The sequence below is a fragment of the bacterium genome (assembly GCA_016699125.1).
In the GTDB taxonomy this organism is placed as follows: domain Bacteria; phylum Babelota; class Babeliae; order Babelales; family Vermiphilaceae; genus AWTP1-30.
The window spans coordinates 431,232-446,606 of the sequence record CP064961.1 but is presented as its reverse complement, the minus strand read 5'-3'; the positions used below and the strand labels follow the sequence as shown (position 1 = coordinate 446,606).

General features: G+C 37.1%; 15 protein-coding genes. 4 read left to right on the top strand and 11 right to left on the bottom strand.

Going from position 1 to position 15,375, the window contains the following annotated elements; all coding sequences use genetic code 11:
- Positions 1-17: 17 nt before the first annotated feature.
- Together IPG37_02055 and IPG37_02050 are read right to left on the bottom strand one after the other, a co-directional pair.
- A complete protein-coding gene (locus IPG37_02055; protein ID QQR54184.1) occupies positions 18-422 on the bottom strand; it encodes a hypothetical protein in 405 nt (134 codons plus the stop codon).
- An 11-nt stretch (positions 423-433) separates the two neighbouring features.
- Positions 434-4,135: a hypothetical protein gene (locus IPG37_02050; protein ID QQR54183.1), complete on the bottom strand. Its 3,702-nt coding sequence runs from the start codon at positions 4,133-4,135 to the stop codon at positions 434-436.
- A gap of 166 nt (positions 4,136-4,301) precedes the next feature.
- On the opposite strand from IPG37_02050, the gene dnaN reads away from it, so the two are divergent.
- The 3 genes from dnaN to IPG37_02035 all read left to right on the top strand — a co-directional run bounded on the left by dnaN (position 4,302) and on the right by IPG37_02035 (position 8,010).
- A complete protein-coding gene (gene dnaN, locus IPG37_02045) occupies positions 4,302-5,423 on the top strand; it encodes a DNA polymerase III subunit beta (GenBank protein QQR54182.1) in 1,122 nt (373 codons plus the stop codon).
- Entirely contained in the window at positions 5,416-6,513 is a 1,098-nt protein-coding gene (locus IPG37_02040) for a DNA replication/repair protein RecF (GenBank protein ID QQR54181.1), read from the top strand. The genes dnaN and IPG37_02040 overlap by 8 nt, the downstream gene beginning before the upstream one ends.
- 330 nt (positions 6,514-6,843) lie before the next feature.
- Positions 6,844-8,010 (top strand): hypothetical protein, encoded by a 1,167-nt coding sequence (locus tag IPG37_02035; protein ID QQR54180.1) that lies wholly within the window; start codon positions 6,844-6,846, stop codon positions 8,008-8,010.
- Positions 8,011-8,016: 6 nt separating this feature from the next.
- On the opposite strand, the gene IPG37_02030 is transcribed toward IPG37_02035, so the two are convergent.
- The 6 genes from IPG37_02030 to IPG37_02005 form a co-directional block, all read right to left on the bottom strand.
- Entirely contained in the window at positions 8,017-8,502 is a 486-nt protein-coding gene (locus IPG37_02030) for a crossover junction endodeoxyribonuclease RuvC (protein QQR54179.1), read from the bottom strand.
- A gap of 163 nt (positions 8,503-8,665) precedes the next feature.
- On the bottom strand, positions 8,666-10,033 hold the full coding sequence (gene dnaB / locus IPG37_02025) for a replicative DNA helicase (GenBank protein QQR54178.1): 1,368 nt from the start codon (positions 10,031-10,033) through the stop codon (positions 8,666-8,668).
- A gap of 31 nt (positions 10,034-10,064) precedes the next feature.
- Positions 10,065-10,505: a 50S ribosomal protein L9 gene (gene rplI / locus IPG37_02020; GenBank protein ID QQR54177.1), complete on the bottom strand. Its 441-nt coding sequence runs from the start codon at positions 10,503-10,505 to the stop codon at positions 10,065-10,067.
- Positions 10,506-10,585: 80 nt separating this feature from the next.
- Positions 10,586-10,954: a hypothetical protein gene (locus IPG37_02015; GenBank protein QQR54176.1), complete on the bottom strand. Its 369-nt coding sequence runs from the start codon at positions 10,952-10,954 to the stop codon at positions 10,586-10,588.
- Entirely contained in the window at positions 10,954-11,388 is a 435-nt protein-coding gene (locus tag IPG37_02010; protein QQR54175.1) for a hypothetical protein, read from the bottom strand. The genes IPG37_02015 and IPG37_02010 overlap by 1 nt, the downstream gene beginning before the upstream one ends.
- Positions 11,388-11,783, bottom strand: coding sequence for a hypothetical protein (locus tag IPG37_02005; GenBank protein ID QQR54174.1), 396 nt, complete (start codon positions 11,781-11,783; stop codon positions 11,388-11,390). Before IPG37_02005 ends, IPG37_02010 begins: the two co-directional genes overlap by 1 nt.
- Positions 11,784-12,011: 228 nt before the next feature.
- Between IPG37_02005 and IPG37_02000 the strand changes: the two genes are divergently transcribed.
- Positions 12,012-13,700 carry a hypothetical protein gene (locus IPG37_02000; GenBank protein ID QQR54173.1) on the top strand — a complete coding sequence of 563 codons (1,689 nt, stop codon included), beginning with the start codon at positions 12,012-12,014 and terminating at the stop codon, positions 13,698-13,700.
- 55 nt (positions 13,701-13,755) lie between these two features.
- Here IPG37_02000 and IPG37_01995 read toward each other — a convergent pair whose 3' ends face one another.
- From IPG37_01995 to IPG37_01985, 3 genes are read right to left on the bottom strand one after another with little or no spacing between them, the layout of a single operon-like run.
- Positions 13,756-14,415, bottom strand: coding sequence for a hypothetical protein (locus IPG37_01995; protein ID QQR54172.1), 660 nt, complete (start codon positions 14,413-14,415; stop codon positions 13,756-13,758).
- A 28-nt stretch (positions 14,416-14,443) separates the two neighbouring features.
- Entirely contained in the window at positions 14,444-15,151 is a 708-nt protein-coding gene (locus IPG37_01990; protein QQR54171.1) for a hypothetical protein, read from the bottom strand.
- A gap of 1 nt (position 15,152) precedes the next feature.
- Positions 15,153-15,368: a hypothetical protein gene (locus tag IPG37_01985; GenBank protein QQR54170.1), complete on the bottom strand. Its 216-nt coding sequence runs from the start codon at positions 15,366-15,368 to the stop codon at positions 15,153-15,155.
- Positions 15,369-15,375 lie beyond the last annotated feature (7 nt).

The following is a 15,375-nucleotide window of genomic DNA, read 5'->3' as shown; positions in this document are numbered from 1 at the left end:
CCTCTTTTATAGAAAATTTATTCAGCTTTGCCAGTTGCCCAAACAAGTACCTGAACTGAATTGGTTGGTGCTTCTGCAATCACATTTCCCAATGTAGTAGCCGCACATGCATTTACACGAATAGTTACAGACGTTGTACTCATGGAAGTAATAATCGGTGTGTAAACTACCTCATCACTGTAATTCGACGTAACTAATTCCACATGAATATATGGATTTTCAACAAATAAATCTGATTGAAAATTAAAAGTTACTCCTCCATTCACATATGACTGGATATCATTAAACCATGATGCATTACTGCTTTGAATAAAACCCGGAAAAATAGTTTCCTGACGAATGAGATTACCATGCATTTCAGCTTTTTGAGTATTGAAAGAAAACACCGCAAAAGATAGTAACAGTAAAAAAGACTTATTCATAGGACTCCTTTTTAGATTTTAGTGTAATTAAATTGAACTGAACTCAAATATAAATTTTTGTTATACTCATTTGCAGGGCCGGCATTTGGAGAAATTCTAGTAATAACTAAAACACAGTTATAACTTTGATTCATCAAGGATGCATTTAAGGTAACAGAAAGACAAAAAAACTTTACTCGCCCTGATATTGAAGGCTCTGTAACAACAAAATCACCAGTTGGAACTGTTTCGGAAAAACCTGTACCCACTGTAGCATTGATACCATAATCTGCATATACCTGAAACTGCGCATAAGTACCAGCTCCGCTATTTTTTGCAGAAAATACGTATAAATCTACGGTTGGATTAACAGTTGTGTCTAAGTCTACTGGGATACCAAAAGACAGACAAACGGGCGGTATCGAAGTAGATCCTGAAGTACCAGCGCCACTCACAGAATAAAGCCTCCATCCATACACAGATGATTTTTGGGTGGTCGTAGCGTTTGTCGTATAAGGCGAAAAGTTAGCATTAGGAACAGTAGCATTTGCACATGACATTGCAGCAGCTGGAAAAGCTAATATTCCCTTACCACCACTGCCAGTATTGCCAGTTGATCCAGTAGCTCCAGTCACACCTGTTACTCCTGTATTGCCAGTATTTCCTGTAGCACCAGTTGAGCCAGTGACACCCGTGGCCCCTGTTACTCCAGTGATTCCTGTAACTCCTGTTGAGCCAGTGGCGCCTGTATTTCCAGTAGCTCCTGTATTACCTGTATTGCCAGTAGCACCTGTTACTCCCGTAACACCAGTATTCCCCGTGTTTCCGGTGTTTCCAGTGTTTCCAGTGGCTCCCGTATTACCAGTTGCTCCTGTATTTCCTGTATTGCCAGTGTTTCCTGTCGGACCAGTAACTCCGGTTGAACCTGTGTTTCCGGTGTTGCCTGTTCGACCAGTTGATCCGGTTACACCCGTATTTCCAGTGTTGCCAGTATTACCAGTTGCTCCAGTTGAACCAGTAGCTCCTGTGTTACCTGTATTACCAGTAACACCAGTTGAACCAGTCGCACCAGTATTTCCAGTATTTCCAGTATTGCCTGTATTACCGGTGTTACCAGTAGTTCCAGTTGGACCTGTTACTCCCGTAGATCCCGTGACACCAGTGTTTCCCGTGTTGCCAGTGGCTCCGGTTGAACCAGTTGCTCCTGTCGGACCAGTATTACCAGTATTTCCAGTATTTCCTGTGTTACCTGTATTGCCGGTTGGACCAGTTGGACCTGTTACTCCCGTAGATCCCGTGACACCTGTGTTTCCCGTGTTGCCAGTGACTCCGGTTGAACCAGTTGCTCCTGTCGGACCAGTATTACCTGTATTGCCAGTATTTCCTGTGTTGCCAGTGTTGCCAGTGTTGCCAGTATTACCAGTTGCTCCAGTTGAACCAGTAGCTCCTGTGTTACCTGTATTACCAGTAACACCAGTTGAACCAGTCGCACCAGTATTTCCAGTATTTCCAGTATTGCCTGTATTACCGGTGTTACCAGTAGTTCCAGTTGGACCTGTTACTCCCGTAGATCCCGTGACACCAGTGTTTCCCGTGTTGCCAGTGACTCCGGTTGAACCAGTTGCTCCTGTCGGACCAGTATTACCTGTATTGCCAGTATTTCCTGTGTTGCCAGTGTTGCCAGTGTTGCCAGTATTACCAGTTGCTCCAGTTGAACCAGTAGCTCCTGTGTTACCTGTATTACCAGTAACACCAGTTGAACCAGTCGCACCAGTATTTCCAGTATTGCCTGTATTACCGGTGTTACCAGTAGTTCCAGTTGGACCTGTTACTCCCGTAGATCCCGTGACACCAGTGTTTCCCGTGTTGCCAGTGACTCCGGTTGAACCAGTTGCTCCTGTCGGACCAGTATTACCTGTATTGCCAGTATTTCCTGTGTTGCCAGTATTTCCTGTGTTGCCAGTGTTGCCAGTATTACCAGTTGCTCCAGTTGAACCAGTAGCTCCTGTGTTACCTGTATTACCAGTAACACCAGTTGAACCAGTCGCACCAGTATTTCCAGTATTTCCAGTATTGCCTGTATTACCGGTGTTACCAGTAGTTCCAGTTGGACCTGTTACTCCCGTAGATCCCGTGACACCAGTGTTTCCCGTGTTGCCAGTGGCTCCGGTTGAACCAGTTGCTCCTGTCGGACCAGTATTACCAGTATTTCCAGTATTTCCTGTGTTACCTGTATTGCCGGTTGGACCAGTTGGACCTGTTACTCCCGTAGATCCCGTGACACCAGTGTTTCCCGTGTTGCCAGTGGCTCCGGTTGAACCAGTTGCTCCTGTCGGACCAGTATTACCAGTATTTCCAGTATTTCCTGTGTTACCTGTATTGCCGGTTGGACCAGTTGGACCTGTTACTCCCGTAGATCCCGTGACACCAGTGTTTCCCGTGTTGCCAGTGACTCCGGTTGAACCAGTTGCTCCTGTCGGACCAGTATTACCTGTATTGCCAGTATTTCCTGTGTTGCCAGTGTTGCCAGTGTTGCCAGTGTTGCCAGTATTACCAGTTGCTCCAGTTGAACCAGTAGCTCCTGTGTTACCTGTATTACCAGTAACACCAGTTGAACCAGTCGCACCAGTATTTCCAGTATTTCCAGTATTGCCTGTATTACCGGTGTTACCAGTAGTTCCAGTTGGACCTGTTACTCCCGTAGATCCCGTGACACCAGTGTTTCCCGTGTTGCCAGTGGCTCCGGTTGAACCAGTTGCTCCTGTCGGACCAGTATTACCTGTATTGCCAGTATTTCCTGTGTTGCCAGTATTTCCTGTGTTGCCGGTTGGACCAGTTGGACCTGTTACTCCCGTAGATCCCGTGACACCTGTGTTTCCCGTGTTGCCAGTGACTCCGGTTGAACCAGTCGCACCAGTATTTCCAGTATTTCCAGTATTGCCTGTATTACCGGTGTTACCAGTAGTTCCAGTTGGACCTGTTACTCCCGTAGATCCCGTGACACCAGTGTTTCCAGTGTTGCCAGTGTTTCCTGTTAGACCCGTGTTACCCGTTGAACCAGTGGCACCAGTAGAACCTGTAACTCCTGTAGATCCAGTGACACCAGTAGCTCCAGTGTTACCCGTAGCACCAGTTACACCCGTGGCTCCCGTAGCACCTGTAGCACCTGTAGATCCCGTATCACCTGTAGTGCCAGTATTGCCAGTATTTCCAGTATTGCCAGTATTACCAGTGGCTCCAGTGTTGCCAGTGACTCCGGTTGAACCAGTTGCTCCTGTGTTACCTGTAACTCCCGTAGATCCCGTGACGCCAGTGTTTCCTGTTGGACCCGTGACACCCGTAGATCCTGTAACTCCTGTAACTCCTGTATTACCTGTAGATCCAGTAGCACCAGTTGACCCTGTAGGTCCGGTGGAGCCTGTAACTCCAGTTGTTCCAGACAATCCTGGACCACCGACAATATTACCGACAGCATCAGTAGAATTAACAATTTGATTCACAGAGTCATTTCGTCGTTGCCGCGTTACAATTATATTTTTTTTTCCAAATTTTTTCTTATTCAAAAATTTTTTGTCAAGGTGCCCATACACTCTCTCCTGAGAGGCAGGATGTGTATTCTTCGAATGCACTATAGGATTCAAAGTACTATCGATCCTCGGAGAAGATACTATATTCAAAGCAAAAAAAAGCATACACAGAACTTGATACTTAAATCTGTACAGAAAACACAACATATCACCTACCTCTTTTTTTAAATACTCTTACTGTTTTTAAATTTTTATCCTACTTATACAATTTATGTCAAAAGGTATAAAAAACAGATTAAACTTAAAACATTACTGATTGATAAATCAATTTACTTTTGTATACTACAATGAAAACCTTTTTCGAGTGCCATTTATGCAGGAAACATTTTTCATTGAACAAAAACCATTCTTAAATATCTTATCTTCAATGCAACCAGTGTGTACAAGGCGCACAACGATTGAAACTACAAATTATATTCTCTTCAAGCTTTCGCCAAAAGAACTTGTATTAAAAACAACAGACCTTGAAATAAGCCTTCAAGCAAGTTACAAAATAAATCACTCGACTTATATTGATCAAATAAGCTTTATGGTTCATGGAAAAAGAATCTATGAAATTGTGCGCGAAATGGATGGCCAAATAACCTGTTCTGTGAAAGATGGTATGATTTTTTTGAACACCTCTTCAGTATCATTGAGTCTCAATATTAAAGATCCACAGGAATTCCCAGTCTTTCCAGAAAGAATTGAAAACTTGATGGCATTTCAACCAAAAGAACTACTTGATATGATATCAAAAGTATCATTTCTCATTCCACAAAACAATGTTCATCAAGCATTAAATGGACTCCTCCTTGAAATTGACCAAACTGGCCTAATTATGACAACAACAGATGGCCACTGCTTAGCCCAACTGAAATCTGACCTTTATAAACTTACAGATAAAAAAAAATGGCTTATACCAAGGCGTGCTATTTATGAGCTTAAAAAAATTATAGAGTCAACAGAAGAAACACAGCTCTTCATAGGAACATGTAAAAACAACCTTGTATTTTCAGGTGAAAATTTCAATTTTTTCACTAAACTAATGGTTGAAAATTTTCCACAATATGAATCAATAGTCAATCAAATTGGTTTTAAAACAGCAAAAATAGAAAGAAACCACTTAACAAAAGCATTAAGAAGAGCTAGTTGTTTACTATCCGGCCAATTTATCGCAACCAAGTTACACATTAAAGAAAACAAGATGGATGTCAGTATGGAAAACAAAGAAGTTGGAACCCTCCATGAAACACTAGAAATCATGAATTTTGATGGTGCCGATTTTGAAATAAGATTTTACGCACCATATCTCTTGAATGGTCTGCAAGTATTTACGACAGAAAAAATAAACTTCGCTCTCCATTCGGCAAGCAAACCTATCATATTCAAACTTACGCAAGAAAATATAGATTTTGTCTACCTTGTTATGCCAGTAGCTCCATCACATGTATAGCAACAATCTACAAATAATAGTTACCGAACTTGTTTTAAAAAATGTGCGTATTTTCAAAGAAAAACATATAAAATTTGAAGTACCTATTACAGTTATTAGAGGAAAAAACGGTACTGGTAAAACCTCAATAGTTGAAGCATTGCATGTGATAGGCAATGCCCGATCATTTAAAACATCCCATTTAAAAGAAATGATAAAGCAGGGAAGTGAAGCTCTTTTTATAAAAGCAGTACTAAAGAATAACCAACAGATAACAATAGGTATAAATACATACGAAAAAATCATCAAAGTAGATCACAGGAACATGCGCTCAATACAAGAACTACAAAGCATCATCAAAATAATTACAATCGCTGAAAATGACTTAAAAATAGTACAAGACTCTCCTTCTCATCGTCGCAATTGGATAGATGAAATGATAGTTATGCTCAAGCCAAATACGATCGACCTATTTAAAAAAGCGAAAATAATTCTAAATCAAAAAAACCAACTATTCAATGAAAAAACAGAATTTGAAAAAAACAGGATGCTGCGAGAAATTTTAGACACTCAATTCATTGAGGTGGTAAAAAAAATTCAATTTGAAAGAAAAGCAGCGCTGTCAGAAATAAAAATATATAGCAATATTTTTTTAAAGGAATATTTTGAAAAAGATGTTGAAGTTGACATTGCCTACCTACCAAGAATAGACCTACTACAAGACGAGGCTATTTATACAAAAAAAATAAAAGAACTTAGATTGCAAGAAGACAAATACAAAAGAAGTTTATTTGGCCATCACCTTGATGATTTTGCAATTAAAATGAATACCATAGACGCAAGAGCTTTCTGCTCACGAGGAGAACAAAAGGTCTTGCTACTTTTTTTAAAATTAAGTATAATTAAAATGCTAAATGAAAATCAATGCATACCAATCTGTATTCTTGATGACTTTATTACAGATCTTGACAAAGAGAATATACAGAAAGTTTTGAAAGTATTATGTTTTAAACTAAAAACACAAATAATTATCACCTCTCCAACATCAGAGATAACACACCATGTCACCGAGATATGTAAGCTGACAAAAGTAAAAGAAGAAAATATTTAAAAATTAAAATAAAAAAATATTGCGCAAGTAAAACCAATCCAATCTGAGTAAGTGTTTTCAAATCAGTTGCATGTATTTTTTTAAATTGGAAATAATAATGGTGAAGTGTTTTTTAGAAAGCATTTATTTAAAAAAAAATGCTTGACTTATAAAATAGCCTTGATATCATTATCAATGTGTATGCAATATGAAATACTTTTAAATAAAAAAAATTTAATCTAGGCTTCATTACTACTCTCCTTTTTTCCGTTACATTAGTCGAAAGACTGGTGTAACGGATTTTTTTGTTTTATACTACCTTGAAAATCAAAAGCCAAAAAAGGACTCCATATGCAACACCATTTACAAAACGCTATTCTTAAAACAATGTTATTTCTTGTGACAGGAGAACTGTACCCTCAGGAATATCATTTTTTTTCAGCAGGACAATTCCAGGAGAAAGTTCTGTGCGTTATCAATAAATCAGGAAGAAATTCAATATGGTGGTATGACACAAAAAATGCAAGACTAGAACAAGCTCTGTCAAAAATCTATAATCCCAAAAAAATAGCAATAATACCGGGAACAGAAGACTTCTCTTATTTAGAAAACAAAATTTTAAAGATAAAAAGAGCAAATAAGCGGACACCAGAAACTATCTCGTTAGACCTGCCATTGACAAAAATCAAGCAAATACTATGGCAAAATAATACAACAGGCTACGGAATAGCAACCTATAAAAAAGAAAAGATTGTCTTTCGCTTTATTTTAAAGGACAAAAAAGCAGAAATTACTTCAGTAAAAAATGAAGAATGTACAAAAATAAACCGTATACAATTAAAGGACAATGTATTAGCATATAAAAAATACAGAAAAAAAAGAAACGAAGCTTACATTCAACTTATAAATACAGAAAAGCAAAACGAAATAAAAGATACAGTTTTTTTTTCAAAAGACATACAGGATATAAAAGTATACTCCAAAGAAAAAATATTAATAACTGTAAAAAGAGAATGTGCTGCGGGAGAGAAGGAGATGTCGGTATTCCTGTTAGTGAAAAATCTTAATGAATGGACGTACAAATGGTTATGCAACTTCTCACTTCCAAGAAACATACTACACAAAAAACTGCTAAAAAATAACAACATAAATACCATTTTTCCTTATTTAACAAAACAAAATAGCATTATTGGCACAACGTTCGACAAAGAAGACATGATGTACAAATTCGAATTTGATCTAAGCACAAAACAGTACACAAAGATAAAAAAGGAATATAAAGGTAACAATAAAATAAAAGGAAATATGAAAAGAAAGGAAAAAAGCAACAAAATAAAGTTCTTCTTTTTTAAAGAGAAAAGCATCGAAACAGAGGAAATCAATATAGAAAAAGAGATCGAAGACTTCTTAGCAGAAAACATAAAAGAGATCAAAGAAGAAAGAGAGGACGAAGAAAGTTCTGAAAAAGAGAAACTCCCTCAAAAAAAAGAAGAACTTTCTGAGGGAGCTCTTTCATAAAAAGCATCACCTCAAAGACATTATCCCACAAAAGGCAACTGCTATCGCATCGGTGATGTCAAACATTTCAACAGCAGATGGATCAAAAACAGGAAAAAGCTTCGACAAAGAACGCGCTACCATCTCTTTGTCCGCTCCACCGTACCCAGAAACTGCAAGCTTCACCTGACGCGGTGTAAATTCTTGTATCTCGAGCCCTTTGCGCTGAGCTAACAAATACAAAATTCCTCGCACATAACCAAGCTTCAAAAAATTTTGTGCATTTTTCCCAAGAAAAGGCGTTTCAATGGCCAATGAAGAAACTGAACAGGTCACAATCATGTTTTCAAAAAAATCATATATATGCATAAGTCGCACAGGCAATGGGTCCTTAGTTCTTAAAACTAAACACCCAGCACTTAAAATTTTACAGCTACCACGAGCTTCAGAAGGCAAAGACAAAACACAAAAACCTGGCTTTAACGTTCCAGGATCAATACCCAAACAAATCACTAGTCAAAACTAACACTTAAAATAAAAATCACACGGCAAATACAAAAAAAGAACACCACGAAACAAAAGTGAAGAAACCAACACAAACGCAAAAAACATAAAAACATACTCATAAAAGGAGTATTTGCAAAAAAGTAGCTTCATCTTACCTGTCACCCCAAAACTATTGATCCTTAAACCGGGTCAACTCTTTGACAAACTGCAACATAACAGTACCCGTTGGACCATTACGCTGCTTACCAATAATAACTTCAGCCAACGTATCATCTTCAGTATCTGCATTATAAACTATATCGCGATATAAGAACATAATCAAATCTGCATCCTGTTCTATCGCACCTGATTCACGCAAATCAGAAAGTAGTGGCCGTTTGTCCATTCGTGAATCAACAGCGCGAGAAAGCTGAGAAAGTGCTATAATGGGAATATTTAACTCTTTTGCCAAAGCCTTCAATGAACGAGAAATAACAGATACTTCTTGATGGCGATTTTCATACTGTTTATCAGTATGAATTAGTTGCAAATAATCAACAATTAAAAATTGCAAATTATGTTCAGATTTCAATTTTCTTGCTTTTGCACGCAACTCCATAATATTCAAAGCAGCAGTATCGTCTATAAAAATTTTAGTATTTGCAAGCTCAGCCGCCACATGTGTCAACTGTATCCATTCATCAGAACTAATAGTTGCATTCCTTATATCATGATGCAAAATGCCAGACTCAGCAGACAAAATACGCACGGTCAGCTGCTCCGCTGGCATTTCTAATGAAAAAAAACCAACGACAAAACCATTGCGAGCCGCAAACGATGCAATTGACAAAGCAAACGCAGTCTTTCCCATAGAAGGACGGCCAGCAGCAATAATCAGATCACCATTCTGAAAACCTGAAGTCATCTCATCCAGAATACGAAAACCAGAAGGAATACCAGTAATCCCCTTGCTATGCAATTTTATATCAGACAAATGTTGAAAAGTTTTTTTTAACCAGATATTAATCTGAACAAATGATTTATCAGAACGTTTATTAGAAACCTGAAAAATTAACTTTTCAGCCTCATCAATCACCGCATTTAACTGACGATCACCTTGATGATAACAACGATTAATAATCTGACTACTGACATATATTAATTCGCGAAGCACAGCCTTTTCTTTAACAATTGAAGCATACTGCCCAAGCAATCCGAGATTCAAAACATCTTCCTGCAAAGACATGAGGTAGACAATACCTCCAGCCTTTTCTAACTCACCACACTTTGTCAAATCATCCTGTAATGTAAGCAAATCAATTCGTTTTCTTTCTTTCCACAGCTCTAACATACGCTGATAAATACACTTATGCTGCTCAAGGTAAAAATCATTCGCAACAAGAATCTCAGCAACCTGATACAAATGCTCATCGCTCAAAAGAATAGCACCCAAAACTGCCCGCTCCGCATCCTGAGAAACGGGAACCTGATTAAAAGAAACAACCTCTGAAAAGCCATCTTTAAAAAGAGGCCCTCCATCTCTTGATTGACGTTGCATAAACATCTTTCTGCAATTCTAAAAAAAGCACTTATTCAGCAACTATCTCTAAAGTAAGTTCAGTCTTTAAACGAGAAGTCAACTGAACAGGAATAACATACACGCCTAATTTGACCATCTTATCTAATTTAAGTTGATTTTTATTCAGACTAATACCTTTTTGCGCAAGCAATTCCAAAAGTTCACTCGCATGGACAGCTCCATACAATTTACCATCATCATGAACCTTTTTCTTCAAGAAAAGCTTAGTTTTTTTTATTTTTTCAGCTAATAAAGAGGTATGCGTAGCAATCACCTCCTGCCGTTTTTCAATATGTAAAGATCGTTTTTTAAAGGACAACTCATTCGCCTCTGTAACAATCACCGCATATCCATGAGGAATCAAAAAATTACGTGCATACCCATCATCCACTGATAAAATTTCGCCCGCTACACCAACATGTACCAGATCTTTACGCATAAAAATTTTCATTGTGTTCCTTACCCTAAAAAGTTACAGGAAAAAGTATACAAGAAAATAGAGATATTCATACCTTTTTTAAAAAAATCTCTCTACCAAGTCAAAGTAACCTCCCCATCATTATTTTCAAAAAAATCAACTTTAATTTCAATAGATGACCCAACCGGTAGTAAAGTTACTTTTGATCTAAAAAAACAATCTGTATCAAAAGTAACAGTATCATCAAATATAACCATCTGCTGCTCAAGTTCGCGTAGAGCATGCCTATCAATGTAAGCCCTTGCAACGTTCTCCATTAAAGAAACATACTGTTTACGAACAAACACAGAAAAATATGACCTAAACGATTCCATAGAGAAAAGATACATGCGGAAAAGCAAAGACAAACAAATTGAAAAAAAACATACACTATACAAAATAAAAAAAACGGTACTTGCAACCTTACAACGAAAATAAAACATTACTTTACCTGTCCAATAATTTTAAATGAAGAATCACCACTCACAAGATCAAAACCAACAAAAGACATGCCATCAAAACATTCCAAAAAAGGGCTTCCAGATCTAAGAGAGGAAAAGAATGATATAAAAGGAACCCGTACAGCAGACTTTCTCTGCTTACGCACCAGTACAGAAGAAACAAACCAATCAACATGATAACTTTGAAAAAAAAACGTTAGTCCCTGATTATTCAAAATACACTGGTCACAGTTCATACAATCAGATAAAAAATATTCCTGCGCGGTCACAAAGGCAAAACAATCTGCCTGCATATTCTTTGCAACAACATCAAAACCCACATATAAAATAAGAAATTTTGAAAAAACCGAAAAAAAACATAAGAAAAACACAAGATACACAAGAAAATGCATCAAAACAAACCCTCTACAAAACATTAATAAACCCTTTTTAGAAATGGTATCAACAAACGATCTCCCCTAACTATACCCCTCAATGCAGGCTCAACAATAAACATACTAATATCAGCCATTATCACCGTCCCATCTTGCATCATAAAAGATATGCTCATATCATGTTCTTTACAATATGACTCACCCTGAATTTTCTGTTGCAAAAAGAGATTCAGCTCATCATACTTACATACTCGTAACACTGCAATCCGCTGAACTACAGCCTTCAACGAATACCAGTTTTTAATAATATCAAATTGAAACCTAAAAACAGTGGTTATCAAAAATAATAATAAAGTTATTGCAACAAAAAACTCAAAATAAAAAAAACCAGCCCTATAAAAAATCCGTTTAAAAAAGGCCATAAACAAAAAAAACACTTCTTAACCTTTATAAAAAAAAATACCATGTTAAACTAAAGATAATTTTCAATAAAACGCAAAAATTATAAAGTTTATAGCTACAACATTTTAAATTTCAATGATAAAATTAGAAAAAAGACTGGAAAAATATATTCTGTAAAATGGCGCAATACGCATAAACATATAAAAATCCATAAAACATTGAATGTAAAATGTAACAAACATATGATAAACAAAGGATATTTCATGATACAACAGCCTTCAAATAAAAGCCTAATAATGCTTATCATGGCTTTTATTACTTTGAATTCAACGCCATTACTAGCAAACATACCATTAAAAAGCCCCGGCGGATTTAATCTCACACAAGAACAGATAGACCAGATGACAAAAGAGTTTGAAAATATTGACAAATTCTTCAACTCGCTCCCTCCTGAAGAACAGGCTGAATTTTTAAAACAGGTTGAAGAAGCACAGAAAATTCTCAGCAACATGAGCGAAGAAGAACTCAACCAACTCGTCAAAGAGATGGAACAGTACATGCCAGAAGTTCTGGGTGGACTACCAGCAGAAGCAATGAATAAACCACTGGCTCAACCAGAGAAGATCAAACCATTAGAAATTCCTACGGTAGCAAAAACACAAAAACAAGACCTTTCTGAAAAAGAGGCTACGGTACTGACAACAATTGACAACCTCATCAAAAACATCAATGAATGCATAGTAAAAATCAATAGTGCTCCAGAAATACAGATCAGCATTGAAAGATGGGGTAAAAAAAATAAAATTTCAGGCTGGCCTGCAACAAAAAAATGGTCAGAACTTTACCATGAATTTGATGTTTTGGCACAGAAACTTGCAAACATAAAAGAAAAAGACAGCGCTACCGACCAGTTCAGGCACCTCAAAGCGGTTTCAGAAGACCAAAAACTTACAAGCATATTACAATCTCTGAACACTAAACTCAATCAATCAGTACCAAAAATAATCATTCCAACATTTGGCATTGCCGACATGAACAAAGAATCTAAAAATGAGCTTAAAAACAGTATCAGCAATCTAGCGGAAAACATAATCCAAAAAGAAATTATCAAAAATATAGATGCTATTCTACAAAAATTCTTACCTGAAGCACAAAAAATAAAAAATACAGAAGAAAAAATAGCGACGCAGGCATCACGACAAGCACAAACCAAACCACAACCAGGCAAAACAGTGATTGCAGGAAAAAACGAACCCCAGGACGACTTTGCACAGTATGGAAACTATTACAATGGTAACACATACTCACATCAAAATGGATATTATGACAGCAACAACTATGGTACAAATCGCTCATTTTCAAACGAACAAAGCAACAAACCTAATAATCTAACATCAAAGCAAGAAGCACCAAACACATCAACCTCCAGCAGTGGCACTACAAAAGCAGATCAAAATAAAGGTACAAAAAGTGATCAGAAAAATCCGCATGAAAAATCAATTACACAAATCATTGATCTTCTCGGAGATACCGCAGATCTAATCAACGAAGACCCTTATTTAAGCGAACTTGAAAAACATCTAAAAAATAAAAATCAGTCCATCAGTGAAAAAACAGTAAATGCTTTATCAAAAATCGATAAAAATGTAACCGAAATTATCAATAAAACAAAAAGTTTTCATAGAAAAATTGCTGATTTGGGGGAACTTGGAAAAAAACACAAAAATGACCTCATAATACGTGCTGAGAAGGTCAAAGGACCACTCATCAAACTAAGAAATAGTATCAGTGGAAGCATGTCATATAAAACACAAATTTCTAACGAAAAAAGGTACGCCTACTTTAAAGAAGAAGCCACTATTAGTAAAGAAAAACAGATTCCACAAGCACACACTTCACTGACAGAACTAGGCCAAACTATTGGAACTTTACTAAAAACACTAAACAAATAATATAACAAAAAAGGGAGCAGGTTTGCCCTGCTCCCTCTCGACCAACAGATCACAACTATTTAACAGCAAACCCTTTAATTGCAACTATCTCTTGAAGCCTTGCTTGTTCACCATCAATATGACTACTCAAAACATTAATTAATGAATCTATTTCGCCAAAGGCAAGCTGTTTACGCTCAGTCATTAACACATACTGGTCACAGATTTTTCTCAGTAAAGTTACAAGCTTATCGACATCATTAGAATTATCTTTGATAAGCTGATTATAACAGTTAATAAGCTTTTGTAACTGAACCTGCGCATCAGTATAAACATCATTTAATTCATCAACCCGTTGTTGAAAAATAACCGGCATACTCTTCAAAACAATTTTTAACTGTTGAACATCATAGGAAGCTTGAGTTTTGACATCATCTTGCTGCCGCAAGCAGTCATTATAAGCCTGCCAAACAGCATCAAAACGCTGCTGTAAGCCAGATAAAAACACCCTATCAGCCTCATCATACTCCTGCACAAGAACATCTAACTTACAAAGCTCATCGTACATCGAATCAAAAGCATCTATATCTTCGGATAACTGTGTTATCATTGAACTCAAGGCAGTTGTAACATTTTCAGCTGCCAACTGCCACCCGTCTCTCAACACAATAGTAGAATCCACACATTCTAATAAAGTACTCACTAATAAAACAAGAGAAAAAAACTGCTTCTTCATCACACATCCTTCTTCATAACACATACTTTTACTGACTTATCAACTGATCAAGCGAACCCAAGTAGATCCTTATCTGATCAGCAAATTCACGAGTTTTAACGCCAACAGAAGCCCTGCGATCACTAAAAACAGAATATGACTGCAACATATCTTTCACTGTAATCAAGCGTGAATCATCAACGTTAACAACCGTTGCCAAGTTCTCTTGCAACTGCGTAATCGCATCTTTCACATTTGCAATCGACTGACTTAACGCATCGATATAAGCTTGTGCTTGCTGACGTGACTCATCAATCTGATTCTGTAAATCATCCTTTTCATTTTGAGCTTGAGCTACTGCTGTTTCAAGATTCTGTTTCTCATTTTGCAAGGCAATCTCATAATTATTAATCGTCTGTATCAACTGACCATAAGAATCTCGTCGATAAACAGCCAACTCATTAAGCGCCCCAACAAGTCGCTCAAATGACTGCTCCACACCAAGTAGATAATCAGCATCAATATCAAACTGCTTCCTTACCTCTTGACAGTTAACCAATAGATCCTGATTTTCACTCCAAAGAGCATCAGTAAAAAACTGCAGCTCACCTTCAGCAGCTGCACTCCCCAAATCTACACTCTGATTTAATAAACCTATATCTTGAACTGCCAGATTACCCGAAGCAAGCTCATTACAAGCAACCTTACAAACACCCAATAAAACCACCCACAGATACAGTACACTTTTTCCAGACATCTTACGCTCCTCTTTTAAAATAATGATCATTTAATAAATTACGCCTCATTTTAATTAACTGATTTAAAAATAAACGATAAACACGCTCTCTTTCAGACTGCTTTTGCAAAAATTGATGCATTAAATCATCTATCTTAGAAGCACTTGTCGACAGAACAGAACAATGAGCATAAAGAGGTAATACTAAAAAAATAAAAAAACCTTTTACACATTTCATAATAACC

Coding starts and splice junctions, on each gene's coding strand:
- IPG37_02055 (QQR54184.1), bottom strand. CDS start 422: ATGAATAAGTCTTTTTTACTGTTACTATCTTTTGCGGTGTTTTCTTTC.
- dnaN (QQR54182.1), top strand. CDS start 4,302: ATGCAGGAAACATTTTTCATTGAACAAAAACCATTCTTAAATATCTTA.
- IPG37_02035 (QQR54180.1), top strand. CDS start 6,844: ATGCAACACCATTTACAAAACGCTATTCTTAAAACAATGTTATTTCTT.
- IPG37_01985 (QQR54170.1), bottom strand. CDS start 15,368: ATGAAATGTGTAAAAGGTTTTTTTATTTTTTTAGTATTACCTCTTTAT.
- rplI (QQR54177.1), bottom strand. CDS start 10,505: ATGAAAATTTTTATGCGTAAAGATCTGGTACATGTTGGTGTAGCGGGC.
- IPG37_02040 (QQR54181.1), top strand. CDS start 5,416: ATGTATAGCAACAATCTACAAATAATAGTTACCGAACTTGTTTTAAAA.
- IPG37_01990 (QQR54171.1), bottom strand. CDS start 15,151: ATGTCTGGAAAAAGTGTACTGTATCTGTGGGTGGTTTTATTGGGTGTT.
- IPG37_02050 (QQR54183.1), bottom strand. CDS start 4,135: ATGTTGTGTTTTCTGTACAGATTTAAGTATCAAGTTCTGTGTATGCTT.
- IPG37_02010 (QQR54175.1), bottom strand. CDS start 11,388: ATGTTTTGTAGAGGGTTTGTTTTGATGCATTTTCTTGTGTATCTTGTG.
- IPG37_01995 (QQR54172.1), bottom strand. CDS start 14,415: ATGAAGAAGCAGTTTTTTTCTCTTGTTTTATTAGTGAGTACTTTATTA.
- IPG37_02000 (QQR54173.1), top strand. CDS start 12,012: ATGATACAACAGCCTTCAAATAAAAGCCTAATAATGCTTATCATGGCT.
- dnaB (QQR54178.1), bottom strand. CDS start 10,033: ATGCAACGTCAATCAAGAGATGGAGGGCCTCTTTTTAAAGATGGCTTT.
- IPG37_02015 (QQR54176.1), bottom strand. CDS start 10,954: ATGTTTTATTTTCGTTGTAAGGTTGCAAGTACCGTTTTTTTTATTTTG.